22 protein-coding genes and 1 tRNA gene are annotated in these 26,250 nt (G+C 58.7%); 10 read left to right on the plus strand and 13 right to left on the minus strand.

What is annotated here, in order from left to right; all coding sequences use genetic code 11:
• Positions 1 to 666 precede the first annotated feature (666 nt).
• The 7 genes from TSA66_RS15505 to TSA66_RS15535 form a co-directional block, all read right to left on the minus strand.
• Positions 667 to 1,788: a ribonucleotide-diphosphate reductase subunit beta gene (locus tag TSA66_RS15505; protein WP_040040638.1), complete on the minus strand. Its 1,122-nt coding sequence runs from the start codon at positions 1,786 to 1,788 to the stop codon at positions 667 to 669.
• Between the two features lie 104 nt (positions 1,789 to 1,892).
• Positions 1,893 to 4,811, minus strand: a complete 2,919-nt coding sequence (locus TSA66_RS15510) for a ribonucleoside-diphosphate reductase subunit alpha (RefSeq protein WP_040040639.1) — start codon at positions 4,809 to 4,811, stop codon at positions 1,893 to 1,895.
• A 354-nt stretch (positions 4,812 to 5,165) separates the two neighbouring features.
• Positions 5,166 to 5,768, minus strand: coding sequence for a 1,6-anhydro-N-acetylmuramyl-L-alanine amidase AmpD (gene ampD, locus TSA66_RS15515; protein WP_040040640.1), 603 nt, complete (start codon positions 5,766 to 5,768; stop codon positions 5,166 to 5,168).
• Positions 5,765 to 7,222 carry a sigma-54-dependent transcriptional regulator gene (locus TSA66_RS15520; protein ID WP_040040641.1) on the minus strand — a complete coding sequence of 486 codons (1,458 nt, stop codon included), beginning with the start codon at positions 7,220 to 7,222 and terminating at the stop codon, positions 5,765 to 5,767. Before TSA66_RS15520 ends, ampD begins: the two co-directional genes overlap by 4 nt.
• Positions 7,223 to 7,252: 30 nt before the next feature.
• The gene (locus tag TSA66_RS15525) at positions 7,253 to 8,962 is read right to left on the minus strand and encodes a two-component system sensor histidine kinase NtrB (RefSeq protein WP_040040642.1); all 1,710 of its coding nucleotides are present in this window, start codon (positions 8,960 to 8,962) and stop codon (positions 7,253 to 7,255) included.
• Positions 8,963 to 9,001: 39 nt separating this feature from the next.
• Positions 9,002 to 9,229 (minus strand): PP0621 family protein, encoded by a 228-nt coding sequence (locus TSA66_RS15530; RefSeq protein ID WP_040040643.1) that lies wholly within the window; start codon positions 9,227 to 9,229, stop codon positions 9,002 to 9,004.
• On the minus strand, positions 9,226 to 10,035 hold the full coding sequence (locus tag TSA66_RS15535; RefSeq protein ID WP_040040644.1) for a cytochrome C assembly family protein: 810 nt from the start codon (positions 10,033 to 10,035) through the stop codon (positions 9,226 to 9,228). The genes TSA66_RS15530 and TSA66_RS15535 overlap by 4 nt, the downstream gene beginning before the upstream one ends.
• A 294-nt stretch (positions 10,036 to 10,329) precedes the next feature.
• On the opposite strand from TSA66_RS15535, the gene ffh reads away from it, so the two are divergent.
• Complete coding sequence (ffh, locus tag TSA66_RS15540) at positions 10,330 to 11,697, plus strand: signal recognition particle protein (RefSeq protein WP_040040645.1); 1,368 nt, start codon at positions 10,330 to 10,332, stop codon at positions 11,695 to 11,697.
• Between the two features lie 357 nt (positions 11,698 to 12,054).
• Positions 12,055 to 12,552: an SWIB/MDM2 domain-containing protein gene (locus TSA66_RS15545; RefSeq protein WP_040040646.1), complete on the plus strand. Its 498-nt coding sequence runs from the start codon at positions 12,055 to 12,057 to the stop codon at positions 12,550 to 12,552.
• 70 nt (positions 12,553 to 12,622) lie between these two features.
• Here TSA66_RS15545 and TSA66_RS15550 read toward each other — a convergent pair whose 3' ends face one another.
• Together TSA66_RS15550 and TSA66_RS15555 are read right to left on the minus strand one after the other, a co-directional pair.
• The gene (locus tag TSA66_RS15550; RefSeq protein WP_408639486.1) at positions 12,623 to 13,288 is read right to left on the minus strand and encodes a lytic transglycosylase domain-containing protein; all 666 of its coding nucleotides are present in this window, start codon (positions 13,286 to 13,288) and stop codon (positions 12,623 to 12,625) included.
• 10 nt (positions 13,289 to 13,298) lie between these two features.
• Positions 13,299 to 15,023 carry a proline--tRNA ligase gene (locus TSA66_RS15555; RefSeq protein WP_040040648.1) on the minus strand — a complete coding sequence of 575 codons (1,725 nt, stop codon included), beginning with the start codon at positions 15,021 to 15,023 and terminating at the stop codon, positions 13,299 to 13,301.
• Positions 15,024 to 15,222: 199 nt separating this feature from the next.
• Here TSA66_RS15555 and TSA66_RS15560 point away from each other — a divergent pair, with 199 nt between their 5' ends.
• Positions 15,223 to 15,810 carry an RNA pyrophosphohydrolase gene (locus TSA66_RS15560; RefSeq protein ID WP_040040649.1) on the plus strand — a complete coding sequence of 196 codons (588 nt, stop codon included), beginning with the start codon at positions 15,223 to 15,225 and terminating at the stop codon, positions 15,808 to 15,810.
• 8 nt (positions 15,811 to 15,818) lie between these two features.
• Positions 15,819 to 16,364, plus strand: coding sequence for a CNP1-like family protein (locus TSA66_RS15565; protein ID WP_040040650.1), 546 nt, complete (start codon positions 15,819 to 15,821; stop codon positions 16,362 to 16,364).
• A 27-nt stretch (positions 16,365 to 16,391) separates the two neighbouring features.
• On the opposite strand, the gene proB is transcribed toward TSA66_RS15565, so the two are convergent.
• The 4 genes from proB to rplU form a co-directional block, all read right to left on the minus strand.
• A complete protein-coding gene (proB, locus tag TSA66_RS15570) occupies positions 16,392 to 17,510 on the minus strand; it encodes a glutamate 5-kinase (RefSeq protein ID WP_040040651.1) in 1,119 nt (372 codons plus the stop codon).
• A 78-nt stretch (positions 17,511 to 17,588) separates the two neighbouring features.
• Complete coding sequence (cgtA, locus tag TSA66_RS15575) at positions 17,589 to 18,698, minus strand: Obg family GTPase CgtA (protein ID WP_040040652.1); 1,110 nt, start codon at positions 18,696 to 18,698, stop codon at positions 17,589 to 17,591.
• A gap of 92 nt (positions 18,699 to 18,790) precedes the next feature.
• Entirely contained in the window at positions 18,791 to 19,048 is a 258-nt protein-coding gene (gene rpmA / locus TSA66_RS15580; protein WP_040040653.1) for a 50S ribosomal protein L27, read from the minus strand.
• 37 nt (positions 19,049 to 19,085) lie between these two features.
• The gene (rplU, locus tag TSA66_RS15585) at positions 19,086 to 19,397 is read right to left on the minus strand and encodes a 50S ribosomal protein L21 (protein WP_040040654.1); all 312 of its coding nucleotides are present in this window, start codon (positions 19,395 to 19,397) and stop codon (positions 19,086 to 19,088) included.
• A 233-nt stretch (positions 19,398 to 19,630) separates the two neighbouring features.
• Between rplU and ispB the strand changes: the two genes are divergently transcribed.
• From ispB to TSA66_RS15615, 6 genes are all read left to right on the plus strand, one after another.
• Positions 19,631 to 20,620: an octaprenyl diphosphate synthase gene (gene ispB, locus TSA66_RS15590; protein WP_040040655.1), complete on the plus strand. Its 990-nt coding sequence runs from the start codon at positions 19,631 to 19,633 to the stop codon at positions 20,618 to 20,620.
• Between the two features lie 18 nt (positions 20,621 to 20,638).
• A tRNA-Pro gene (locus tag TSA66_RS15595) sits at positions 20,639 to 20,715 on the plus strand.
• A 109-nt stretch (positions 20,716 to 20,824) separates the two neighbouring features.
• Entirely contained in the window at positions 20,825 to 22,126 is a 1,302-nt protein-coding gene (locus TSA66_RS15600; RefSeq protein WP_040040656.1) for an HlyC/CorC family transporter, read from the plus strand.
• Positions 22,127 to 22,448: 322 nt separating this feature from the next.
• The gene (gene pilB / locus TSA66_RS15605; RefSeq protein ID WP_269748389.1) at positions 22,449 to 24,137 is read left to right on the plus strand and encodes a type IV-A pilus assembly ATPase PilB; all 1,689 of its coding nucleotides are present in this window, start codon (positions 22,449 to 22,451) and stop codon (positions 24,135 to 24,137) included.
• A gap of 13 nt (positions 24,138 to 24,150) precedes the next feature.
• A complete protein-coding gene (locus tag TSA66_RS15610; RefSeq protein WP_040040658.1) occupies positions 24,151 to 25,383 on the plus strand; it encodes a type II secretion system F family protein in 1,233 nt (410 codons plus the stop codon).
• Positions 25,383 to 26,249, plus strand: coding sequence for a prepilin peptidase (locus TSA66_RS15615; RefSeq protein WP_040040659.1), 867 nt, complete (start codon positions 25,383 to 25,385; stop codon positions 26,247 to 26,249). The genes TSA66_RS15610 and TSA66_RS15615 overlap by 1 nt, the downstream gene beginning before the upstream one ends.
• Position 26,250 lies beyond the last annotated feature (1 nt).

The raw sequence follows: 26,250 nt of genomic DNA on the forward strand, positions 1-26,250 counted from the left end.
TGCCTTCTTCGGAGCGGCTTCCTTCTTGGCTGCTGCCGGCTTCTTCGCCGGGGCTGCTTTCTTAGCAGCCGGTTTCTTTGCTGTTGCCATTTGTTTCTCCTTCACGTGATGGAAAAATTCAAACTACGAGGTTGGAAATCCTCCCGAACCATCGCGATGATCCAGGCGGATTATTCATCGGCGCAAGCAAGCTTCTGTTTGCGCTAATGAATTCGGCACCAGCTGAACTGCTGCATCACCTCACCCATGCAGCACTTCAGCCTCATCTGACTACGCCTCTCTTCTTGCAGGGATCACCGCCGCGCGTCGGCAGTGATGGAGGTCCAAGCCGCGCGCTCAGGAGGCGCTGCGACAGCCGTAGCCAAAAAAAACGCCGGCAGCAATGCCGGCGTGGGAATACTCTTTCTCAAAGACCAACAGGTTTTTCAGAAAAAAAGCCGCCTTGCCCGACTGGTTCGGGGTCAGCGGCGATAACAGAGAAGATCGCAGATTGATTCGGTACGTTCGTCTACTGTCCATTAAATCGGTTGTAGCCCTTCAGGTTTGGCAGTCTCTTTTCGATTCGCCGATCATCCATACTGACCGGCCGCTTTGTCGACTACTGTCTCTCCAATCACCTCGCGCCATCCGGCACGAGAGCCTGGAACACCTGGCTGTCACTTCTTCTTAATCCCAGCTCAGTGCGCCACCGGTTTGGTATTCGATCACACGAGTCTCAAAGAAGTTGCGTTCTTTTTTCAGATCGATCATCTCGCTCATCCACGGGAAGGGATTCTCTTCCTGGGGGAACATCGGATCGAGACCGATCTGCTGCGCGCGACGATTTGCGATGAATCGCAAGTACCCTTTGAACATCGGCGCATTCAAACCAAGCACTCCACGCGGCATTGTATCCTCAGCGTAGCGATATTCCAACTCCACCGCGCGCAAAAACAACGATTTGATCTCCTCGCGAAATTCAGCAGTCCACAGATGCGGGTTCTCCAGCTTGATCGTGTTGATCAGATCGATCCCGAAATTGCAGTGCATCGATTCGTCGCGCAGGATGTACTGATACTGCTCTGCTGCGCCCATCATCTTGTTCTGCCGGCCCAACGCAAGGATCTGTGTGAAGCCAACGTAGAAGAACAATCCTTCCATCAGGCATGCGAACACGATCAGCGAACGCAGCAGCGTCTGGTCCGCTTCGAGCGTGCCGGTCTTGAACTCGGGGTTGGTCAGCACGTCGATGAACGGGATCAGGAATTCGTCCTTGTCGCGGATCGATGCGATCTCGTGATAGGCGTTGAAGATCTCCGACTCGTCCAGGCCGAGCGACTCGACGATGTACTGGTAGGCATGCGTGTGGATCGCTTCCTCGAACGCCTGGCGCAGCAGGTACTGGCGGCACTCCGGCGCCGTGATGTGGCGGTAGGTGCCGAGCACGATATTGTTGGCGGCCAGCGAGTCGGCGGTGACGAAGAAGCCGAGGTTGCGCTTGATGATGCGGCGCTCGTCTTCGGTCAGGCCGCTCGGATTTTTCCACAGCTCGATGTCGCGCTGCATGTTGATTTCCTGCGGCATCCAGTGGTTGGCGCAGCCGGCCAGGTACTTGTCCCAGGCCCACTTGTATTTGAAGGGGACGAGCTGATTGACGTCGGTCTGGCCGTTGATGATGCGCTTGTCGGCGGCGTTGACGCGCCGCGCCTCGCCGCCGGCGATGACTTCTTCCCGCGCGGCGGCGAGCGCCGGCTGCGGGGCAGGTGTGGATTTGGCTGCAGGGTTGATTTCGTCGTCCCAACTGAGCATGGTCTTCTTCCTTACTGGGTATTGTAGTTGCAGTTGCGCGATGCGCAAGGCATTGGGCAAGGTCCGACGCGGCATCCTGCGCCGCGTCGGTTCATCGCGTCAGATCACTGGCAGGCTTCGCACTCTTCGAAGCCGGGATCGCCCGGTCGCAGCATGCAGGCCGGACCGGCGACGTCGTCGGCAGAGGCGGCGACTGCAACCGGTGCGGCGGCAGCGACGTCGACGCCCATGCCACCGGCGGACACGGCGTTGAGCGCGCCAGCCTTGGTGGTCGACTTCTCCGCATGGGTCGCGCCGATGGTGCGCAGGTAGTAGGTCGTCTTCAAGCCGCGCACCCATGCCAGCTTGTAGGTTTCGTCGAGCTTCTTGCCGGAGGCACCGGCCATGTAGATGTTCAACGATTGCGCCTGATCAATCCATTTCTGGCGACGCGAAGCCGCTTCCACCAGCCACTTCGGATCGACCTCGAACGCCGTGGCGTAGATGTCGCGCAGGTCTTGCGGGATGCGATCGATCTTCGCCAGGCTGCCGTCAAAATACTTCAGGTCGGCGACCATCACTTCATCCCACAGGCCGCGCGCCTTCAGGTCGCGCACCAGGTGTTCGTTGATCTCGGTAAATTCGCCGGACAGGTTCGACTTCACATATAGGTTCTGGTACGTCGGCTCGATGCAGGCGGACACGTCGATGATGTTGGAAATCGTCGCCGTCGGCGCGATCGCCACGCAGTTCGAGTTGCGCATGCCGTATTCCTTGATGCGGGCGCGCAGCGCGGTCCAGTCCATGCTCTCGGAGGTGTCGACTTCCAGGTAGCCGCCGCGTTCTTCGGCCAGCAACCTGAGGGAATCCTGCGGCAGGATGCCGCGATCCCACAGCGAACCGCGATAAGAGCTGTAGCGGCCGCGCTCTTGTGCCAGTTCGGTCGATGCCCAGTAGGCGTAGTAGCAGACCGCTTCCATCGAGCGGTCGGCGAACTCGACCGCATCCATCGATGCGTACGGAATGCGCATCATGTGCAGGCAATCCTGAAAGCCCATGATGCCCATGCCGACCGGACGGTGGCGCAGGTTGGAGTCGCGCGCCTTCTTCACCGCGTAGTAGTTGATGTCGATCACGTTATCCAGCATGCGCATCGCAGTGCGGATGGTTTTCTGCAGCTTGGCGTGGTCGAGCTTGCCGTCTTTCATGTGGGCCGGCAGGTTCACCGAACCGAGGTTGCAGACGGCGATCTCGGAGTCGTTGGTATTGAGTGTAATCTCGGTGCACAGGTTGGAGCTGTGGACCACGCCGACGTGCTGCTGCGGGGAACGGATATTGCACGGATCCTTGAACGTGATCCATGGATGGCCGGTCTCGAACAGCATCGACAGCATCTTGCGCCACAGGTCCATGGCCTGCACCTTCTTATATAGCTTGAGCTCGCCGCGGGCAGCCTTCGCTTCATAGCCGGTATACGCTTCCTCGAACGCACGGCCGAACTTGTCGTGCAGGTCCGGCACGTCAGAAGGCGAGAACAGGGTCCACTCGCCCTTTTCCATCACGCGCTTCATGAACAGGTCCGGAATCCAGTTCGCGGTATTCATGTCGTGGGTGCGGCGGCGGTCGTCGCCGGTGTTCTTGCGCAGGTCGAGGAATTCCTCGATATCCATGTGCCAGGTTTCCAAATAGGCACAGACCGCGCCCTTGCGCTTGCCGCCCTGATTCACTGCCACCGCGGTGTCGTTCACCACTTTCAGGAACGGCACCACGCCCTGCGACTTGCCGTTGGTACCCTTGATATGGGCGCCGAGCGCGCGCACCGGGGTCCAGTCGTTGCCGAGGCCGCCGGCGAACTTGGCCAGCAAGGCGTTTTCCTTGATCGCTTCGTAGATGCCGTCGAGGTCGTCCGACACCGTCGTCAGGTAGCAGGACGACAGCTGCGAGCGCTGCGTGCCGGAATTGAACAGGGTCGGGGTCGAGCTCATGAAGTCGAACGAGGACAGCAGATTGTAGAACTCGATGGTGCGCGCTTCGCGGTCGATTTCGTTCAAGGCCAAACCCATCGCGACACGCATGTAGAACGCTTGCGGCATTTCGATGCGGGTGCCGTCGATATGCAGGAAGTAGCGGTCGTACAGCGTCTGCAGGCCGAGGTAGCCGAACTGCAGGTCGCGTTCCGGCTTCAATGCCTCGGCCAGCCGCGCCAGGTCATACTGCGCCAGCTTGGCATCGAGCAGGCCGGCATCGATACCTTTCTTGATGTATTTCGGGAAGTAATCAATATAGTGTTGCTGCGCATCGGCTTGCGCGACTTCCTGGCCGAATACTTCCTTGCGGATGGTGTGCATCAACAGGCGCGCGGTGACCTTGCTGTAGGCCGGGTCCTTTTCCATCAGCGCGCGCGCCGCCAGGATGGCGGACTTGTGCAGTTCCTCGACCGGCACGCCGTCATACAAATTCTTGACGGTCTCGGCCAGGATCGCTTCGGCGTCGACGTGCTTTTCCAGGCCGACGCAAGCGGCGGTGATCAGGTCGCGCACCTGGTTCAGGTCGAGCAGTCGGCGCTCGCCGTTTTCAGTCACGTGCAGCTGCGGGGCATCGGCAGTCTTGGTGGATTGCTGCTGCGCACGCTCTTCCATGCGCTTGGCGCGATACAGCACATAGGCGCGGGCGACATCATGCTCGCCGGAGCGCATCAGCGCCAGCTCGACCTGGTCCTGCACGTCTTCGATATGGACGGTGCCGCCGGCCGGTTGACGGCGCACCAGCGCGGCAACCACGTTGGCAGTCAACTGCTCGACCAGTTCGCGCACGCGGGCGGACGCCGCGCCCTGCCCGCCGTTCACGGCAAGGAATGCCTTGGTGACCGCGATCGAAATCTTGGAAGGCTCAAAGCCGACGACGGCGCCGTTGCGCCGGATGACCTTGTAATCGCCTAAGCCAACGGACAGGTTCGCCGTTGCAGCGGACGTGCCGCCGCCATGCGCAGGCACCATGCCGAAATCGCCGGGGGATTTGAGAGAAGCTTCCTGAGTAGAGTGCATCTAGCCTCCTAACTGTGTCGCGGCAGCGTTTATGCTGCTCATGTTTATTAATTAGAACGCCCGGTCCAACCGGGGTTCACGGATTCAACGACAGCGCCGCGCCACCTGCCGCATAAACAGCACATGGCCTGACGTCCATCTGAAAGGGAGAGCCGTTCACTGCCCGCCCAACATGACACTTGTCTTTATATTGAGAACCGCCTGAACAGCCCACGTAGTGGGGCAATCGCAGTGACACTAGATGTAGTGGTTCACAGCGCGATTGACACTAATTCTAGTGCCAGCACTTCAAGGATGCAATATCTTTTTTACTTGATCTGCAACAAATTTTCCTGTTGCAAAGTACTTGACTTTTTAGTCGACGAAAGGAAAGCGCAGTGAGGATGTCTCGCGAGCGTTACATGACTCTTTTTGAATCAAGGACTTGCGGTAGCGAGCCCAGTCGAAGAAGGGACCCGGGTCGGTCTTGCGGCCCGGCGCGATGTACTCGTGTCCGGAGACGTCGGTAATCGGGTAACGCTGGCGCAGCGCCTCGGTCAGCGCCGCCAGCGCATCGTATTGAGGTGGCTCGAACGGGTCGAAGTCGGTGCCTTCCAGCTCGATCCCGATAGAGAAATCGTTGCACCGCTCGCGCCCGCAAAATGAAGATGCGCCGGCATGCCAGGCACGATCGTTGGCGGACACGAACTGGATCACGGATCCGTCGCGCCGGATCAGAAAATGCGCGGAGACCTTCATTCCGCGCAAGCGGTCGAAATAGGGATGCGCGTCGCAGTCGAGCCGGTTGCCGAACAGGTCGGCGATATACGGGCCGCCAAACTCCCCGGGTGGAAGGCTGATGTTATGGATCACCAGCAGATCGATCGCGGCGCCCTCGGCGCGCTGGTCGAAGTTCGGCGACGGCATGCGCTCTGCGCCGCTGGCCCAGCCATCGGCATCTATCTCAAATCGGATCATGAATCGGGCTCGTGAATCGACAGGCGCTGCATGCGGTAACGCAGCTGGCGGAAGCTGATTCCCAGGAGCTCGGCTGCCTGGGTACGGTTGAAATGGGTTTTCTCGAGCGCGCGCCGGATGATGTCGCGCTCCACGTTATCCAGGTGTTCCGGCAGCGAGCGCGGCAATTCCCCGTCGTCACCGGCGGTACGTGCCGGCGGCACAGCCGGTGCCGCCTGCTCTGGGGCCATCTCGTCCTGCACCTTGTCCTTCGGCGTCTGCGGCGGCTGCGTTGTCAGTGCGTGCGCGGCCGGTGCGACGGCTTTCAGCGCAAGGTCGGCTACCTCGATCACGCCGTCATTGGCGAAAGCCAGCGCGCGCTCGAGAATGTTTTCCAGTTCGCGCACGTTGCCCGGAAAGGAATAGGAACGCAGCGCCGCCAGCGCCTGCGGCGTGAGGATGACCTTGCTGTCCGGCGGCACAAGCCGTTCGAGAATGGTATCGGCCAGCAGGCCGATGTCGTCGAGCCGTTCGCGCAGCGGCGGCAGGCGCAGTTCGATCACGTTCAGGCGGTAGAACAAGTCTTGCCGGAACTGTCCCTTTTCGACGCATTCGGCCAGGTTCTGATGGGTTGCGCTGACGAGCCGCACGTCGACCGGCTCCTCCACCGTCGCGCCCACCTTGCGCACGCGGCGCTCCTGGATTGCGCGCAACAGCTTGACCTGCATCGGCAGCGGCAGGTCGGCGACTTCGTCGAGCATTAGCGTGCCGCCGTTTGCCGCCTGGAAAAAGCCGTCGCGATCGTCGTTCGCCCCGGTAAACGCGCCCTTGCGGTAGCCGAAGAACTCGGCTTCCATCAACGCTTCCGGAATCGCTCCGCAATTGACAGCGATAAATGGCTTGTCGGCGCGCGCGCTGTGCGCGTGAATGTCACGCGCGGCGAGTTCCTTGCCGCTGCCGGATTCGCCGGTAATCGCCACCGGCGCCATGCTGCGCGCCAAGCGCGCGATCTGCGCGCGCAAGTCCTGCATTGCAGCCGACTGTCCGATCAGGCGCGATGCGCACGCCGCGGGCTGCGCGCCAACATCATGGCTGCCGCCGTCGGTTCTGTGCATGCGCAGCGCCGACTGTACCATCAGGCGCAACTGGTCGAGCCCGACCGGCTTGGACAGGTAGTCGAACGCGCCAGCCTTCAATGCCGCCACCGCGTTTTCGGCACTGCCGAACGCCGTGATCACGGCAATCGGCGTGCTCTTGCAGGTCGCGCTCACCTCCCGCACCAGCTCGATGCCCAACCCGTCGGGCAGGCGCATGTCGGTCAGCACCAGCGCGTAGTCGTTGCGCGCCAGGTGCTCGCGTGCCGCAAACAGACAATCCGCGCAATCGACGTCGAGCCCCATCCGCACGAGCGTAATTTCCAGCAACTCGCGCAGGTCGGATTCGTCATCGACGACGAGGATTCGGGGTGCAGTCATGGCAGCAGCCTTGTTATTTGCTCAAAAAACTCAGTACGGCTCTTGCGCCGCAAACGTGATCACGAACCGTCCGCTCGGCTCGTCCGTGCCGTCGCTCGACATATCCATCCGATATTCGTAATCGAGCATCGCATCGTTATTCAAGCACAATTCGCGCGCCACGTAGAGCCCCAACCCGGTTCCCTTGCTGGAAGTGGTGTAAAAAGGCTCGAACAGATGCGCGCGCACTTCCGGCGTAATTGCGGGCCCGTCATCCTGGACATGCAGCTCGAGTCGGTTCGTGTCCGGTAGCAGCGCCTGGATGCGGATGCTGCCGGGGCTGCCGCTGGCATACCGCAGTGCGTTCGCCAGCAGGTTTCCGAGTACTTCGCGCAAATGCAGGGGATCGAAACGCACCTGGTAAGCCGCCACGTCGCCGAGCTCGATCATGCCCGGTGCAATCGCATGGGTTTCCTGGAATTCGTCGAGCAGTTCCGCGAGAAACGGTGCCAGCTTCAACGGGCCGGTATGCGATTGCGCCTTGCGCGACAACTTGAGAATATCCTCGATCATCCGGTTCAGCCGGATCACGTTGTCACCTACGATCTTCAACAGGCGCATTTGTGCCGGATCGGTAATGTCTTCCTTGAGCAGGGATGCGGCATGGGAAATAGCCGACAGCGGATTGCGCACCTCATGTGCAATGCTAGCCGTCAGGCGCCCCATCGAGGCCAGCTTCAGCTGCTGTGCCTGGTTCTCGATTTCTGTCACGTCCTGCAAGAAAATGACGGCCCGTTGTTCCGTCAGCCCCGCAATTTCCACTGGAACAAACCGCAGCTTCAAGTGCGTCACCGGCTCGCGACGCACATGGCGCGGCAAGGTGCGTCCCTGCAGTGATGCGATGTCTTCTCCGGACTTGACCATGACAAAGACCGACGACGCGGCATTGCCGGCCCCATGCGCACGGATCTGATCGAGCCAGGCCGAATAGGCGTCGGCAACCGGCGCCAATGACGGCAGATCGCTCAATCTGAACTGCGGCTGGCCGTGCGCCACCGGCAAGCCGAGCATGCGCTCCACCGACGGATTGCCGGCGAAAACCTGGGTATCGGGTCCAACGACCAAAATGCCGTCGCCCATGTCTGCAATGACGAGGCGGTTGATCGCTTCCTGCAGCTGCAGCTCGCGCCCGCGCTGTACAGCCAGCCGCTCCTGCTTGATCAGCTTGGCAGCGAGGCGATTGATCAGATAGATTGCAGCAAAGAATGCTGCACCGTACAAACCGGCACGGGATGGCGAAGCATCGGGAATCGAATTCAACAGCTCGTAGCCGCTCTCCGTCAGCAAGACCAGGGTAACAATGGAAACGAAGAATAGCGCCGGCACTATCGGCATGAGGATCGCGCAGCCGGCCAGAGGGAACAGGTAAAGAATGGCTAGCCCGCTTTTCACACCGCCGGCGACGACATAGAGCAGCGAAATCGCGCCGATGTCGACCACCAGCTGCGCCACCAGTTGCAGCGTAAAGCGCGCGCGCGTATAGACCGACAGCAGGGAAAAACCGGTCGCCAGCACCAGATAGGCGAAGCAGATCTTCCAATCGAGCAGTGCATTCCTGCTGGCGGCATTGCTGACCGCATCAAAGCCCAAATAGGCCAGCAGGACGAGCGCGATGACGATGCGCGTGATGCAGAAGGTTTGCAGGGTGCGCCAGAAGGTTTCGCGCGACCGTTGGGACGGTACCTGAGCGTCGCGCATCATGCCCGTGTCGCCCGCAAAGCCCGCCCCGGCATGGTGCAGCTAGGATGCATTCCGCAGACGATGTTCTTCACTACAATACACAGAGCCGGATGATGTCACGATCGATTCCGAAGCGGGCAGATAAACACCGCATTGCGCGCACTGGATCATTGTCTCCATACCCTTATCCGGCGCGGAGCCGGCTGCGGCCGGGCTACCCGCACTCTTCTTACCGCGCAGCAGCCAGAGTATGGCCAATACGACCAGCGCCCAGAGGAGCAGCTTCATGTCAGGCTCCGATGCAGCACCACTTCCAGCACAAAGCGGCTACCGACGTAAGCCAGCAACAAGGTCGCGAACCCGGTCAGCGTAAACCGCAGCGCCGTCTTGCCGCGCCAGCCGCGCCAGAAGCGCCCAGCCAGCAGCAGCCCGAACAATGCCCAGGACAGCATGGTGAAAATGGTTTTGTGGTCCCATTTGAACGCCATGCCGAACAGTTGCTCCGAAAACACCACGCCCGACAGCACTGTCAGGGTCAGCAGGCCGAAGCCGAATGCAATCAGGCGAAACAGCAGCCGCTCCATCGTCAGCAAGGCCGGCAACCGCTCGATGGCCACATCCAGCCAGCCGCCTTTCGATGCTTCCGAAGGCGTATGCAGCCGCGACTCCTGAACCGCCATCAGCATGGCGTGAAACGCGGCGATAGTGAGTGTGCTGTAGGCCAGGATCGCAATCGCGATATGCCAGGGAAACAAGGACGATTTTCCTTCCAGCGGCACGACGCTGCCTGGGAACAGGACGGGCAAGACGACCGCGACGGCGGCCGTCGGCAACACCAGCACGCGCAAACCGTCCAGCGAAAAATTACGGTTTTCCAGCCAGAAGGCGGCCACCGACACCCACAATGTCGCCGACAGCACGATCGCAAAGCCTATGCGCAAGGTGCCCGGCGCGATCATATCCGCCCACAGGGCGCCGCCATGCAGCAGCCAGGCGAGCGCGGTGCCGGCCGAAAGCACGATGCGTTGCCGCGATGGCAAAAATCCGCAGGCGACATAAAGCAGCGCCGCCAGAACAAAGAAGTATGTGTACATCGCACAAAGAAATGATGAGCAGACTTCGAGTTTACACCATGTAAGGCTGCGACCGACGGCGCCTGCCGCCAAAGCGCGAGGACTTTCTCCGCCCGGATCGCGGCATTTGACGGCATGTATTCAACGCACCGGTCGTTCGCTGCCAGAGGCGCCATTCGCGCCCTCGCCGGGCGGTTCCGGATTTTCATTGATGCATCCTGCCAGGGCCGGCAAGCAGGCCTCATCGGTTAAAATGACTTGTTCTCGATGCCGCTTCCGCGCGGCGCCCACCCATTTCTTGCTCGTTCGACACCCATGCTAGATAACCTGACTCAACGACTGGCCAAAGTCGTCAAAACAATGCGCGGGGAAGCGCGCCTGACCGAATCCAATACCGCCGAAATGCTGCGCGAAGTGCGCCTGGCCCTGCTGGAGGCCGACGTCGCCCTGCCCGCGGTGCGCGAATTCATCGCGCGCGTCAAGGAAAAGGCCCTCGGCGAAGAAGTGATCGGCTCGCTCACGCCCGGCCAGGCGCTGGTAGGCGTGGTGCAGCGCGAACTGGCTGCGCTCATGGGCGCCGATCTGGGGCCGGAAGCCGCGCAGCTGAACTTCGCCACCCAGCCGCCCGCTGTCATCCTGATGGCCGGCCTGCAGGGCGCCGGCAAGACGACCACCGTCGGCAAACTCGCCAAGTACCTGCGCGAACAGAAAAAGAAAAAGGTGCTGACGGTCTCGGCCGACGTCTATCGTCCCGCCGCGATCGGACAATTGCAAACTGTTACCAGCCAGGTCGGCGCCGACTTCTTTCCCTCCTCGGCGACCGACAAGCCGGTCGCAATCGCGCAGGCTGCCCTCGATTACGCGAAAAAGCATTACCACGACGTGCTGATCGTCGATACCGCCGGCCGGCTGGGCATCGACGAAGCGATGATGCAGGAAATCGCCGCCCTGCACGCCGCGCTGCAACCGATTGAAACGCTGTTCGTGGTCGACGCCATGCTTGGCCAGGATGCAATCAATACCGCCAAGGCGTTCAACGATGCCCTGCCGCTGACCGGCGTGGTGCTGACCAAGCTCGACGGCGACGCCCGCGGCGGCGCCGCGCTGTCGGTGCGGCATATCACTGGCAAGCCGATCAAGTTCGCCGGCGTGGCCGAAAAGCTGGATGGCCTGGAAGCGTTCGATCCGCAGCGCATGGCCAACCGCATTCTCGGCATGGGCGACATCCTGGCGCTGGTCGAGGAAGCAAAAAAAGGCGTCGACATCGCCGCCGCCAAGGACTTGGCAGAAAAGGTCAAGGCCGGCGGCAAATTCGACCTGAACGATTTCAAGGCCCAGATCAGCCAAATGAAGAAGATGGGCGGACTGTCCGGCCTGATGGACAAACTGCCGGCGCAGTTCCAGCAAGCCGCCGGCAACGCCGACATGTCGCAAGCCGAAAAGCAGGTGCGCCGCATGGAAGGCATCATCAATGCGATGACGCCAGCCGAACGCGCCAAGCCAGACCTGATCAAGGCATCGCGCAAGCGCCGCATCGCCGCCGGCGCCGGCGTGCAGGTACAGGAAGTCAACCGCATGCTGTCGCAGTTCGAGCAGATGCAGTCGATGATGAAAAAACTCAAGGGCGGCGGCATGATGAAGATGATGCGCAGCATGAAGGGCATGTTGCCCGGCATGCGCTAACCGCCCCTCTTTACCGCCCCCGCAAAGCCGGCGGACCAGCCCTGGTCAACGCCGGCATTCCCTCCCAGGCCCTCGCCTCCGCCTTCGGGTACTAATACTGAATTAATACCGACGTACCTTCTTGCCGCACCTGCCACGGGTGCGCAGTAGCCCGACGCTCAACTATCTCCGCGCCAGCACGCCCGCCGTTTCACCGTATCGTTTGCGCGCCGCCCCAATGAAGATCCCGTAGCGGCCTTGACACAAAATCATGCAAAAACGATCAAAAAATACTTGCATCCCTAGGAAAAGCGCACCACTATTAGCGTTGCGTAATAGACGCAATTTCCCAACACACTTTGTGAAGGAGGCTTGAAGATGGCAACAGCCAAAAAACCAGCGGCCAAGACAGCCGCCAAGAAGCCCGCTGCGAAGAAAGCCGCAGCAAAACCAGCAGCAAAGAAGGCAGCTCCTGCCAAGAAGGCCGCCCCGGCCAAAAAGGCCGCAGCCAAGCCCGTAGCAAAGAAAGCAGCAGCCAAGCCGGCAGCGAAGAAAGCGGCCCCGGCCAAGAAGGCAGCAGCCAAGCCCGTAGCAAAGAAAGCAGCAGCCAAACCGAAAGTCGCGCGCAAGCCGAACGCCGCATTCATGAAGCCGCTGACGCCTTCGGAAACGCTGGGCGCAGTTATCGGCGCCAGCCCGCTGCCGCGCACCGAAGTCACCAAGAAAGTCTGGGACTACATCAAGAAGAACAAGCTGCAAGACGAGGCAAACAAGCGCATGATCAATGCGGATGACAAGCTCAAAGCCGTGTTTGGCGGAAAGAAGCAAGTGTCGATGTTCGAAATGACCAAGCTCATTTCCAGTCACTTGCAATAATGTTCCTTCCAGTGGCCAAACAAAAACGCCCGCATCGCGCGGGCGTTTTTGTTGGTGCCGACGCATGCGCTTATCGCACCGTGGCCGCCTTCTGATCGGGCCTGTACTCGACCGTCGTCGCATCCGGCTTGATTTCCCACTTCTTCCACGCCGCCAAGACCGCATTCGGATATTCCGGACGTCCGCGACTGCCGTTGTAACGGCCGAGCGCGAGATACAGGTTGCCACGCTCCATGTCGAGATACATGCGCAATATCGCGCAGCCATAGCGCAGGTTGGTCTGCATATGAAACAGCTTCCTGCGGTCGCCGTCGCCGATGACACGCGTCCAGAACGGCATCACCTGCATGAAGCCATGTGCCCCTACCGGCGACACCGCATATTTGCGAAAGGCGGACTCGACCTGGATCAGTCCCAGCACCAGCGCCGGATCCAGCCCTGCGCGCTTTGCCTCATACCACGCTGTTTCGAGGAATTCCTTCCGCAATTGCCAGTCCGGCAGCTGCTTTTTCAGCCGTTCGGACATCTCGCCCAGCCAGCGCAGGTACTTGATGCGCTCGCCGATATCGGAAAACTGCGGGCGTGGCGGACGCGCATCGGCTACCGCCTTGGACAGCGCGATGCGCACCGAATCGGCCAGCGCTTCTTCCTTCTGATTTCCGGCCGTCGCGGCGCCACATAAAAGCAGCGCCGCGGCCCCGACAGCCAGCCGGCGCGACAAATACCTCACAACCAAGCCGCCGCCCTCATGCCGCGATCCTGGCTTTCACGAAGTCGGCCATGTCCGCGACCGCTACAGCAGTGGCAGCGGGATCGCGCCGCCCCTGGTATTCCAGCTTGCCTTCTTTTAAGCCGCGCTCGCCGATCACCACGCGGTGCGGCACGCCGATCAGCTCCCAGTCGGCGAACATCACGCCCGGGCGCTCGCCACGATCGTCCAGGATGACATCGACGCCGGAGGCCTGCAGCGCGGCATACAGCTTGTCCGTTTCCGCCTTGACCGCTTCGCTGCGGTCGTAGCCCATCGGGCACAGCACCACCTCGAATGGGGCGATTGCGGTCGGCCAGATGATGCCCTTGTCGTCGAAATTCTGCTCGATTGCGGCGCCGAGAATGCGGGTCACGCCGATGCCGTAGCAGCCCATCTGCATCAGTTGCGGCTTGCCGCTCTCGTCAAGATACGTCGCTTTCATGTCTTCGGAATAGCGGGTGCCGAGCTGGAACACATGGCCGACCTCGATGCCGCGCTGGATCGCCAGCACGCCCTTGCCGTCCGGCGAGGCGTCGCCGGCGACGACGTTGCGCAGGTCGGCCACCACAGGTTCGGGGAGATCGCGCCCCCAGTTGGCGCCGATATAGTGGAAATCCTCCTCGTTGGCGCCGCACACGAAGTCGCTCATGGCCGCGACGGTGCGGTCGGCGACGACCTTGACCGGCTTTTTGGTCCCGATCGGGCCAAGATAGCCAGGCCTGGTGCCGAAGTGCTCGACGATTTCTGCCTCGGTCGCGAAGCGGTACGCGCCCAGGCCAGGGATCTTGCTGGCCTTGACCTCGTTGAGGTCATGGTCGCCGCGCAGCATCAGCAACCAGACTTCCGCGTCCGCGTCTTCCCGGTCCACCGCCAGCACGATCGACTTGACGGTCTGCGACAGCGGCAGTCCAAGCAGCTTGGCGACATCCTCGCACTTGGCCTTGCCCGGCGTCGGCGTCTTGGTCAACGCCTGAGCCGCCGCTGCGCGCGGCGCAGATGGCGCAACCGCCTCGGCCGCTTCGATGTTGGCCGCGTAATCGGAATCCGGGCAGTACACCAGCGCGTCCTCGCCGGTGTCGGCGATCACATGGAATTCATGCGAACCGGAGCCGCCGATCGCGCCGTTGTCAGCCGCAACCGCGCGGAACTGGAGGCCGAAGCGGTCGAAAATGCGTACATAGGCGTCGTACATGATCTGGTAGGACTGCTGCATGCCAGCCGCGTCGCGGTCGAATGAATACGCGTCCTTCATGGTGAATTCGCGACCGCGCATCAGGCCGAAGCGCGGACGGCGCTCGTCGCGGAACTTGGTCTGGATGTGGTAAAAGTTGATCGGCAGCTGGCGGTACGATTTGACCTCGGTGCGCACCACGTCGGTGATCACTTCCTCGGACGTCGGCTGGATCGCATAGTCGCGGCCGTGACGGTCTTTCACCCGCATCAATTCCGGCCCCATCTTGTCCCAGCGCCCGGTTTCCTGCCACAGTTCGGCCGGCTGCACCACCGGCATCAGCAGCTCGACGGCGCCGGCGCGGTTCATCTCTTCGCGAATGATGTTTTCCACCTTGCGGATGATGCGCAAGCCCATCGGCATATAGGTATAAATGCCAGAGCCGAGGCGTTTGATCATCCCGGCGCGCATCATCAGTTTATGGCTGATGATCTCGGCGTCGGACGGTGCTTCTTTTAACGTAGAAATAAAAAATCGAGATGCGCGCATGGCGGTGAATTCTTTTTAAAAAGAGAGGGTTATAATCGACTCAATTTTAAAGGATTAGCTGGCTGATGCATCCATTCTTCCTACATTTGATTCGCGCCCGGACCGATAACGCAGCCCGGGGCTGCACCAGCGCGAAATCGCGCATGCAAAATTGGTAACGAAGAGAGGCATCTAGCCGCAGAAAGTTTTGAGGTGCAATATGCTGGATCGTGAAGGCTTCCGCCCGAACGTCGGCATTATCCTGCTTAACACCCGTAACGAGGTGTGGTGGGGGAAGCGGGTGCGCGAGCATTCGTGGCAATTTCCGCAGGGCGGCATCAAGTTCGGGGAAACGCCAGAGCAGGCCATGTATCGCGAACTGGAAGAGGAAGTCGGCCTGAAGGCAGAACACGTCAAGATCATTGGGCGTACCCGTGACTGGCTGCGTTACGAAGTGCCGGACCGTTTCATCAAACGCGAAATCCGCGGCCATTACCGGGGACAGAAACAGATCTGGTTCCTGCTGCGCATGGTCGGACGCGACTGCGATATCAATTTGCGCTGTACCGACCATCCGGAATTCGATGCATGGCGTTGGCACGACTACTGGGTGCCGCTGGATGTCGTCATCGAATTCAAGCGTGAAGTCTATCAAAAGGCACTGCAGGAATTGTCGCGCTTTCTGTCGCGCCCGTCTTCGCATGGCTCGCACCGACACGGGGCGCGCTATCTGCGCCAGAGCCATGCCGGCGGGCGCAGCACGGCGGAGGAACAACCGTCCGCCGCAAAACCAAAAATCGAGGAATAGCTGGTTTTATGTTGATGAAATCCCGATCGACTGCCCAATATTTCAGGGCATCGGCATTGCTGTTACTGCTGACCGGCGCCGCCGCTGTCCACGCCCAACCGAAGTTCGAAGAAGATTTCGACGATCAGGAAAAGCCGTGGCAAGAGATTGCGGTGCAGCTTCCGGCTGCGCCAACTCAACAGAATCTCCTGCCATTCTTTGTCAGCGCGACCGCCACCCAGTCATTCGCCATCGATGCCAAATCAGTTGCGGTCGGCCCCGACGGGGTCATCCGGTACACCTTGGTCGCCACCAGCCAGGCCGGCGCGAAAAACATCAGTTACGAAGGCATCCGTTGCGCGACCTACGAGCGCAAGTTGTATGCATTCGGGCAGCCCGACGGCAGCTGGTCGCGCTCACGGCGAGATCAATGGGAGCGCATCAATACCAATGCCGCCAATCGCCACCATGCAGCCTTGTTCAAGGATTATTTCTGCAACGAGAAGAGCGTCGCCGGCGACGCGGACGACATCGTACGCAGGATCAGGTACGGCAAGACGTTAACGCCGCAGTAAGAAAAACGGCGACGACAGCCACCGCGATTAGAGCAGCACCATGTTATCGCGGTGAATCAGCTCCGGCTCTTCCACGAATCCCAGGATCGAGAGAATTTCCGTCGACGGCCGGCGCATGATGCGACGCGCCTCTGAACTGGCGTAATTACTCATGCCGCGGGCAATCGGACGACCCGCCTCGTCAGTGCAAGTGATGACATCGCCGCGGCCAAATTCGCCGCTCACTTCAATCACGCCGATCGGCAGCAAGGACTTGCCTTCGGCGGACAGTTTTTGCACCGCCCCGGCATCGAGCATTACTCGCCCCGCAGTCTGCAAATGATCGGCCATCCACTGCTTGCGCGCAGTCAGATGGGCAGTCTGCGCCACCAGTTGCGTGCCGATTGCCTCGCCGCCGGCCAAGCGCGTGAGCACTTGGTCTTCCCGCCCCCAGGCAATGACGGTGTGCGCACCGGAAGTCGCCGCACGCCTGGCAGCCAGAATCTTGGTCAGCATACCGCCGCGCCCGATGCCGGTACCGGCGCCGCCCGCCATCGCTTCCAGCGCCGGATCGCCCGCCTTCGCCTCGTGCACGAATTGCGCATGCGGATCCCTGCGCGGGTCGGCTGTGTACAAGCCCTTCTGGTCGGTCAGGATGATCAGCGCATCGCCCTCGATCAGGTTAGCCACCAGCGCGCCCAGCGTGTCATTGTCGCCGAATTTGATCTCGTCGGTGACCACGGTATCGTTCTCGTTAATGATCGGTACTACGCCCAGGCGCAAGAGCGTAAATAATGTCGACCGCGCATTCAGATAGCGCTCGCGGTCGGCCAGGTCAGCATGCGTTAGCAGCACTTGTGCGGTGCGAATTCCGTGATGCCGGAAACTGGTTTCGTAAATCTGCGCCAACCCCATCTGCCCAACCGCTGCGCACGCCTGCAGTTCATGCACGCCGGTCGGCCGCTTGTCGAAACCCAGCCGCTGCATCCCCTCCGCAATCGCCCCGGAACTGACCAGCACGACTTCCTTGCCGCGCGCGCGCAATTGCGCGATCTGTTCCGCCCATTTGGCAATCGCGCTGCTGTCGAGCCCCTTGCCATCGTTGGTAACGAGAGAGGATCCGACCTTGATGATGAGACGTTTAGCTTTTTGGATGACCGAGTTCATGTTTATCCCGGCACGGCGGCCACGTCACTCATGACCGTGACCTCCGCGTTTGCCGCGGCAGGCAGTTTTTGAAAATATTTATTCTATGACTTTAAATCGCGGATCGTCCGGATCGATCGAGACAATGCCGCGCGCCTCTTCCGCCATCTGGGTTTCCTCAGCGCGGAACTCCTGCTGGCGCTGCGCGGCCAGATACTCATAGATCGCGATAACCAGTTCTTCGCAACCCTCGCGCGTCAACGCGGAAATCTCGAACACCGGCCCTTTCCAGCCGAAGCGCTTGACGAAGTCCTTCACGTGCTTCTTGCGTTCGTCTTCGGGCAGCATGTCGAGCTTGTTCAGCACCAGCCAGCGCGGTTTCTCAAACAGCGACTCGTCATATTTCTTGAGTTCCTTGACAATCGCCTTCGCTTCCTTGACCGGATCGACCGCATCGTCAAATGGCGCAAGATCGACGATGTGCAGCAACACACGAGTGCGCTGCAAATGCCGCAGGAACTGGTGTCCGAGCCCGGCGCCTTCCGCTGCGCCCTCGATCAGTCCGGGAATATCAGCGATGACGAAGCTCTTCTCGTGACTGACGCGTACCACGCCGAGGTTGGGATGCAACGTGGTAAACGGGTAATCGGCAATTTTTGGGCGGGCGTTCGAGACGGCCGTAATGAACGTCGACTTTCCTGCATTGGGCATACCAAGCAGGCCGACATCGGCCAGCACTTTCAGCTCCAGCTTCAGTTCGCGGTGTTCGCCCGGCTTGCCGTCGGTTTTCTGACGCGGCGCGCGGTTGGTGGAAGATTTGAAGTGGATATTGCCCCAACCGCCCTCGCCCCCCTTGGCAAGCAACACGACCTGGCCATGCTCGGTCATGTCGGCGATGATCTCGCCGGTGTTGTAGTCCGAAACCAGCGTTCCGACCGGCATGCGCAGCGTCACATCATCCGCACCCTTGCCATAGCAATCGGAGCCGCGGCCGTTTTCGCCATCCTTTGCCCGGTGCAGCTTGGAGTAGCGGTAATCCACCAAGGTATTGATATTGCGGTCGGCTACCGCCCAGATGCTGCCGCCCTTGCCGCCGTCGCCGCCATCCGGGCCGCCAAACGGCCGGAATTTCTCACGGCAAAACGACGCGACGCCGTTACCGCCGTCACCAGCAATGACTTCAATTTTTGCTTCGTCGATAAACTTCATGTTTTGCCGCTAAGTGTGATGCTAGAAACTAAAAAGGCCCTACCGTCGGCAGAGCCTTTTTGAAGGAAGGCTTGCGCCTTGACTGCTACCGATCAGGCCGGGACGATTGTCACGGTATGGCGCTGCAAGGCGCCCTTGGTGACGAACTTCACCGTGCCGTCGACCAGCGCGAACAGGGTGTGGTCCTTGCCCATGCCGACGTTTTCACCTGCATGCATCTTGGTGCCGCGTTGACGAACAATGATGCCGCCGGCGTTGATGCTTTGGCCGCCGTAAACTTTGACGCCCAGTCGTTTCGACTCGGAATCACGGCCGTTGCGCGTAGTGCCGCCGCCTTTTTTATGTGCCATTTAAAGACTCCTTGGTATCCGGTTAGCTCGACAACGCTTAGGCGTTGATCGAGACGATTTGCAATTCGGTGTAATTCTGACGATGGCCTTGACGCTTCTGGTAGTGCTTGCGGCGGCGCATCTTGAAAATCCGAACCTTATCATGGCGACCGTGCGCCACTACCGTAGCCTGGACCTTGGCACCTTCGACCAGCGGCGCACCGAATTTAATGGTGTCACCAGCGCCCACTGCGAGCACTTGATCAAGGGTGATTTCGGAACCAATGTCAGCCGGTATCTGTTCTACTTTGAGTTTTTCGCCAGCAGCAACTTTATATTGTTTGCCGCCGGTTTTTATGACCGCGTACATGTGAAACCTCATCGAATGTTATTAATCAACTTTTCTTCCCAACTCGAAAATCAGCCGGAATCGGGAAAACCTCTAATTATACATAGACTTAGATACTCAGTCAAAGCGTGAGTACCTCACATCAAGAAACATCAATTTTGCATCACGCTCCAGTCAGCCCCACGCCGAAGACGCTGCTTGATTCGGTTGTCATCGTATAATGCACGCCATTCACGATTTTTGCGGGTCTCATCTTGTCTGCCGCCGTTCAATCAACCGTCCAAAATAATATTACGCAGTCGATTTCTGCCGATATGGATGCCGTCAACGCGGTAATTCGCCGGCAGCTGTATTCCGACGTGCCTCTAGTTAACCAGATTGCCGAGTACATCATCAGCGCGGGTGGCAAGCGGATTCGCCCCGTACTGGTCTTACTGCTCGCAAACGCCTATGGCTATCATGGCAAGCACCACCACGAACTAGCGGCAGTCATTGAATTCATCCATACCGCTACGCTGCTGCACGACGACGTGGTCGACGAATCATCACTGCGGCGTGGACGCCAAACCGCCAACGCACTCTTCGGCAATGCCGCCTCGGTACTTGTTGGCGACTTTGTTTACTCCCGTGCATTCCAGATGATGGTTTCCGTCGAGAACATGCGCGTCATGCAAATCCTGGCAGATGCCACCAACGTAATCGCAGAAGGCGAAGTTCTCCAACTACTGAACATGCACGACCCCGACGTCACCGAAGAACGCTACCTGCAGGTGATTCGCTCCAAGACCGCGAAGCTATTCGAGGCTGCGGCGCAAATCGGCGCCCTGATCGCCGGCGCGTCCGACGACGAGATCGAAGCAGCTGCCGAATATGGCCGCTCGCTGGGCACCGCATTCCAACTAATCGACGATGTACTGGACTATTCAGGTAACGCCACCGACATTGGCAAGAACGTCGGCGACGACTTACGGGAAGGCAAACCGACTTTGCCGCTGATTTACCTGATGCAGCACGGCACCGCCGAACAACGCCAACTGGTACGCAGCTGCATCGAAACCGGCGACGAACAGCATTTCGACGAAATTCTAAGGGCAATCACGAGCTCCGGCGCCCTCGCCTACACCAAAGGGGAAGCGGAAAAGGCTGTCCGGCGCGCGACAAATTCGATTAGTTCGCTACCAGATAGCCAATTCAAGGATTCTTTGGTACAATTATGCGCTTTCGCGGTTGAACGCAATCATTGAGATAGCGTCCACAGCATTCGGGGTGTAGCTTAGCCTGGTAGAGCGCTACGTTCGGGACGTAGAGGCCGGAGGTTCGAATCCTCTCACCCCGACCAAATTTGCTTGAAATCGTCTGGCAACGCAGCAAGCGATTCAAGGTCGGGTTGCATAATTCAGATACTCGACACAGACGATTTCGTATGCAATCTTCTTTACGGTGACCTAGTGGATACCGTACCTTTTTGGGTGCAGCTTCTCGCACTCTTTCTGCTCATATTTTTATCCGCATTCTTTGCCATGGCCGAAACGGCCTTGATGGCCGCAAACCGTCATCGGCTACGCCACTTGGCCAAGCGCGGCAATAAAGGAGCTGCAACCACTATTTGGTTGCTCAAGCGCACTGACAAGCTGCTGTCGCTTATCCTGATCATCAACACCCTGATCAACGCCCTCGCCACTGCGCTGGTGACCGCAATCGCGATCTCGATGTTTGGCAATGAAGAGAGCGTGATCACCATCGCAACTGCAGTCGTAGCTTTCCTGCTGATTGTCTTTGCCGAAATTTCGCCGAAAGTTATCGGCGCGACATACCCGGAACGCATTGCCCTGCCCATTAGTTTTATCCTGAAGCCACTGATGGCCCTTGCCAAACCGGTGATCTGGTTCGTCAACCTGTTCGTTTCTGGATTCCTGAGCATCCTGCATATCAAAACCGGCGGCAGCACACATGAGCAACGCTTGTCGCGCGAAGAACTACGTTCGATCGTGCTTGAGGGTAGCAGTTTTATCCCGCAAAAACATCAGAGCATCCTCCTGAACCTGTTTGATCTGGAAAAAATCTCGGTTGAAGACGTGATGACGCCGCGCTCCCAGATAGAAGCACTCAATTTGTCCGTCCCGGCAGAAGAAATCACGCACCAGCTAACGACGTGCTATCACAACAAACTTCCGGTTTATGAAGGGGAAATCAATCGCATCGTCGGCATTCTTCACGTACGCAAAGCGATGGCCCTCATCAATCGAGAAGAAGAATTAACGGCCGCCCATTTTCGCGAATTACTGACCGCGCCCTACTTCATTCCCGAAGACACAGATGTCTTCACGCAATTGCAGTATTTCCAAGAAAACCATGAGCGCCTAGGCATCGTCGTGGATGAATATGGGGAAGTGCAAGGTTTGGTAACGCTGGACGACATCATTGAAGAAATGGTTGGCGAATTCACAACTTCGATGCCGGGCACCGTCCGTGCCAATGCATTCCACTGGGATGAGCGAGGCGAGTGCTTATTGGAGGGATCAACCAGCTTGCGCGACATCAACAAGTACTTGGGGCTCACTCTTCCACTAGATGGCCCCAAAACTTTGAACGGTCTGTTACTAGAAGTTCTCCGTGACATACCCGAGGCCCATATTGGGTTAAAAATCGCCAACTGTATCGTGGAAATCGTGCAGGTACAGAATCAGGCAATCAAGGTAGTCAAGCTTATCAAGCCCAAAGTCTCGAGCACGAATAACAACGACGAATAGAAATGTTTCGTTACGGTGAGCCAAAGAAGTAACAGTCCGTCACAATATCTTTACAAATCAGATGCCTATAGGCATCATCTAATGCGATTTAGTGCGTTTGTTGCTTTAAGTAAATAGATTTTTAAAGAAAAGCACGATGTCGCTATACATTGCCCGGTATTCCAACGTGAAAATTGCGCTACGGTAGCGCGCTTCGCCATGAACCGTCGGCATTGCATGTGCGGCAGACTTTTCCTTAAAACGAATTAACGCATTCGGCAACAGGTAATTTTCACCTTATTTTATGGCGGCAATCCTCCCGAACCAGGCGGCAAATTCTACGATGTCCGGCCTTGCACGCGCGTTGGTGCAGGCGGGACTGCTGTCTGCGCAACAGGCGGAAACGCTGCGTAAGAAGGCCCATGCGGAAAAGGGGGCCTTCATTGATGCCCTGATCGACAGCGGCACGATTGATGCGCGTTCTTTGGCCAGTTTCTGTTCGGAGACCTTCGGTTATCCAATGCTCGATTTTTCGGCATTCAATTTGAACTTCCTGCCCGAAAAGCTCATCGATCCGAAGCTGATGCAAAAGGCGCGCGTCATTGCATTGGGCAAGCGCGGCAACAAGGTTTCGGTCGCCATTTCCGACCCCACCAACACCCATGCGCTGGACCAGATCAAGTTTCAGACGGAATTGACCGTCGAGCCGATCATCGTCGAACACAGCGCCCTGCTGAAACTAGTCGAGAAGCTCGGACAAAGCGCTGAAGAAAGCCTTGACGAACTGGTTGGCGACGACCTGGACATTGATCTCTCCGAAGAGGACATGACCGCCTCGCAGAGCGAGGCGGCCACTGCCGACATTGACGATGCGCCGGTTGTCAAATTCCTGCAAAAAATCCTGATCGACGCCATCAACATGGGCGCATCGGATTTGCATTTCGAACCATTCGAGAAGTTCTACCGCATCCGTTTCCGCATCGACGGCGTGTTGCGCGAGATTGCACAGCCGCCGATCGCCATCAAGGAAAAGCTGGCGTCGCGCATCAAGGTGATTTCCAAGCTCGACATTTCTGAAAAGCGGGTGCCGCAGGACGGCCGCATGAAGCTGGTCGTATCGAAAAACCGGTCGATCGATTTTCGTGTGAGCACCCTGCCGACGCTGTTCGGCGAAAAAATCGTGATGCGTATCCTGGATGCGACGCAGGCGCAGATGGGCGTCGACGCATTAGGCTACGATCCGGACCAGAAGGAAATACTGCTTGCAGCGATTCACCGGCCCTACGGCATGGTGCTGGTGACGGGCCCGACCGGCTCGGGCAAGACGGTGTCTTTGTACACCTGTCTGAATATTCTGAATAAGCCTGGCATCAATATTTCGACCGCGGAAGATCCGGCAGAAATCAACCTGCCCGGCGTAAACCAGGTCAACGTAAACGACCGGGCCGGGCTGACCTTCGCCGTCGCGCTGAAGGCATTCCTACGCCAGGATCCCGACATTATCATGGTGGGTGAGATCCGCGATCTGGAGACGGCGGACATTGCCATCAAGGCTGCGCAGACCGGCCACATGGTGTTTTCGACACTGCACACCAACGATGCGCCCTCGACGCTGACACGCCTGATGAACATGGGGGTGGCGCCGTTCAACATTGCGTCATCGGTCATCCTGATTACCGCACAGCGCTTGGCGCGCCGCCTTTGCACCTGCAAGCAAACCACCGTCATCCCCGATGAAGCCCTGATCGAAGCCGGGTTCAAGGAAGAAGAACTGGACGGCAGCTGGCTACCGTACAAGGCGGTCGGCTGCGAGCGCTGCAGCGGCAGCGGTTACAAGGGGCGTGTCGGCATTTACCAGATCATGCCCATTACGGAAGAAATTGAGCGCATCATCCTGGCGCATGGAACGGCGCTCGAAATCGAAGAGCAAGCCAGGCGCGACGGGGTAAAGACGCTGCGCGAGGCCGGCCTGGTCAAGGTCAAGCAGGGATTGACGAGCCTGGATGAGGTGCTTGGCTGCACCAATGAATAATTAAGGGGATGACATGGCAACTGCTGCTGGCAAATCCGCAAGCACGAGTCCAGTAAAGGAAGTGATCTTTGCCTGGGAAGGCAAGGACAGGACCGGCAAAACGATCAAGGGAGAACTGCGCGCAGGTAGCGAAACCATCGTCAACGTGACCCTGCGCCGGCAAGGCATTCTTGTCACGAAAGTGAAAAAGAAAAGCTTTAGCACCGGCAGAAAAATCACGGACAAGGACATTACCCTATTTACGCGCCAGCTGGCGACCATGATGAAAGCGGGCGTCCCCCTGCTGCAATCATTCGACATCGTGGCAAAAGGCCATTCCAATCCGGCTGTATCGAAGCTGATTCAGGATATTCGAGCGGATGTCGAAACTGGCAGCAGCTTGAATCAGGCGTTTCGCAAATTTCCTCTGTACTTCGACCACTTGTTTTGCAACTTGGTGGCGGCCGGCGAACAGGCAGGTATTTTAGAAGACTTGCTGACCCGACTGGCGGTATACAAGGAAAAAACGCAAGCCATCAAGGGCAAGATCAAGTCCGCCATGTTCTATCCGATCTCTGTATTGGTGGTCGCTTTTATTGTGACATCGGTGATCATGATCTGGGTCGTGCCGGCATTTAAGGAAGTATTCAAGAGCTTCGGTGCTGACCTACCCACGCCTACGCTGTTCGTCATGGCGATTTCCGATTACTTTGTTAAATACTGGTATCTGATTTTCGGTTCAATCGGTGCCAGCCTTTACTTGTTTTTCCAATCTTGGAGACGCTCATTGGAAGTGCAGCGTGTGATGGACCGCGTCCTGTTGCAGCTTCCTATTTTCGGCGAGGTGATCCGCAAGGCGACAATCGCTCGCTGGACGCGCACGTTAGCGACTATGTTCGCTGCGGGCGTGCCGCTTGTGGAATCGCTTGATTCGGTCGGCGGCGCGTCCGGCAATTCAGTCTACGCGGATGCGACGAAGAAAATCCAGACGGAAGTCAGTACCGGCACCAGTCTCACGGTCTCCATGCAGAATGCTGCCGTATTCCCAGCAATGGTTACTCAAATGGTTGCCATTGGCGAAGAGTCAGGCGCACTCGATCAAATGCTGAGCAAGGTCGCAGATTTCTACGAGGCAGAAGTCGACGATGCAGTTGAATCGCTGTCAAGCCTGATGGAACCGCTCATCATGGCAGTTCTGGGCGTACTGATTGGCGGCATGGTCATCGCGATGTACTTGCCGATTTTCAAACTCGGATCTGTTGTCTGATGCTCGATTTGCTTCTCTCTGCTCCGTCAGGAGCTACGTTGCCAACAGTAGTTGCCGGAATTTTCGGCCTGCTGATTGGCAGCTTTCTCAACGTCGTGATTCATCGCCTACCCAAGATGATGCAGCGCGAATCCGATAATTATGTCGCGCAAGAAAGTGGTCAACCCTTGCCGCACACCGACAAGTACAACATCATGGTGCCGCGTTCTGCCTGCCCGCAGTGCGGCCACCAAATTACGGCACTCGAAAACATTCCAGTACTCAGCTATCTTTTCCTGCGCGGCAAATGTATCGAATGCAAGGCGGTAATTTCAGCCCGCTATCCGATCGTCGAACTTATGACAGGCGCATTGTCCGCCTTTCTGGTATGGCGCTTCGGCAGCGGCTTGGCGGGATTGTCGACACTGGTATTTGCATATCTGCTGATCGCGATGACGTTCATCGATCTGGACACGCAGCTTCTGCCGGACGACCTGACCCTGCCGCTGCTATGGTGCGGCCTTCTGGTCAACCTGAACGGCGCGTTCGTCCCACTCGGTGACGCTGTCATTGGCGCTGTCGCCGGTTATCTCAGCCTATGGAGCGTGTACTGGCTTTTCAAGCTCACTACCGGCAAGGAAGGCATGGGATATGGCGACTTCAAGTTGCTCGCGGCGATGGGTGCTTGGCTTGGCTGGAAGATGCTGCCAGTGATTATCCTGCTTTCGTCGCTGGTCGGCGCACTGGTAGGCATCTCGCTGATCCTTTTCGCCCGGCATGGACGGGACACCCCCATTCCGTTCGGCCCGTATCTGGCGGCAGCCGGCGTGATCGCCTTGTTGTATGGCCGATCGATCGTGGAAGCTTATCTCGGTTTTGCGATCTAAT

The organism is Noviherbaspirillum autotrophicum (assembly GCF_000818395.1).
Taxonomy (GTDB): domain Bacteria; phylum Pseudomonadota; class Gammaproteobacteria; order Burkholderiales; family Burkholderiaceae_D; genus Noviherbaspirillum; species Noviherbaspirillum autotrophicum.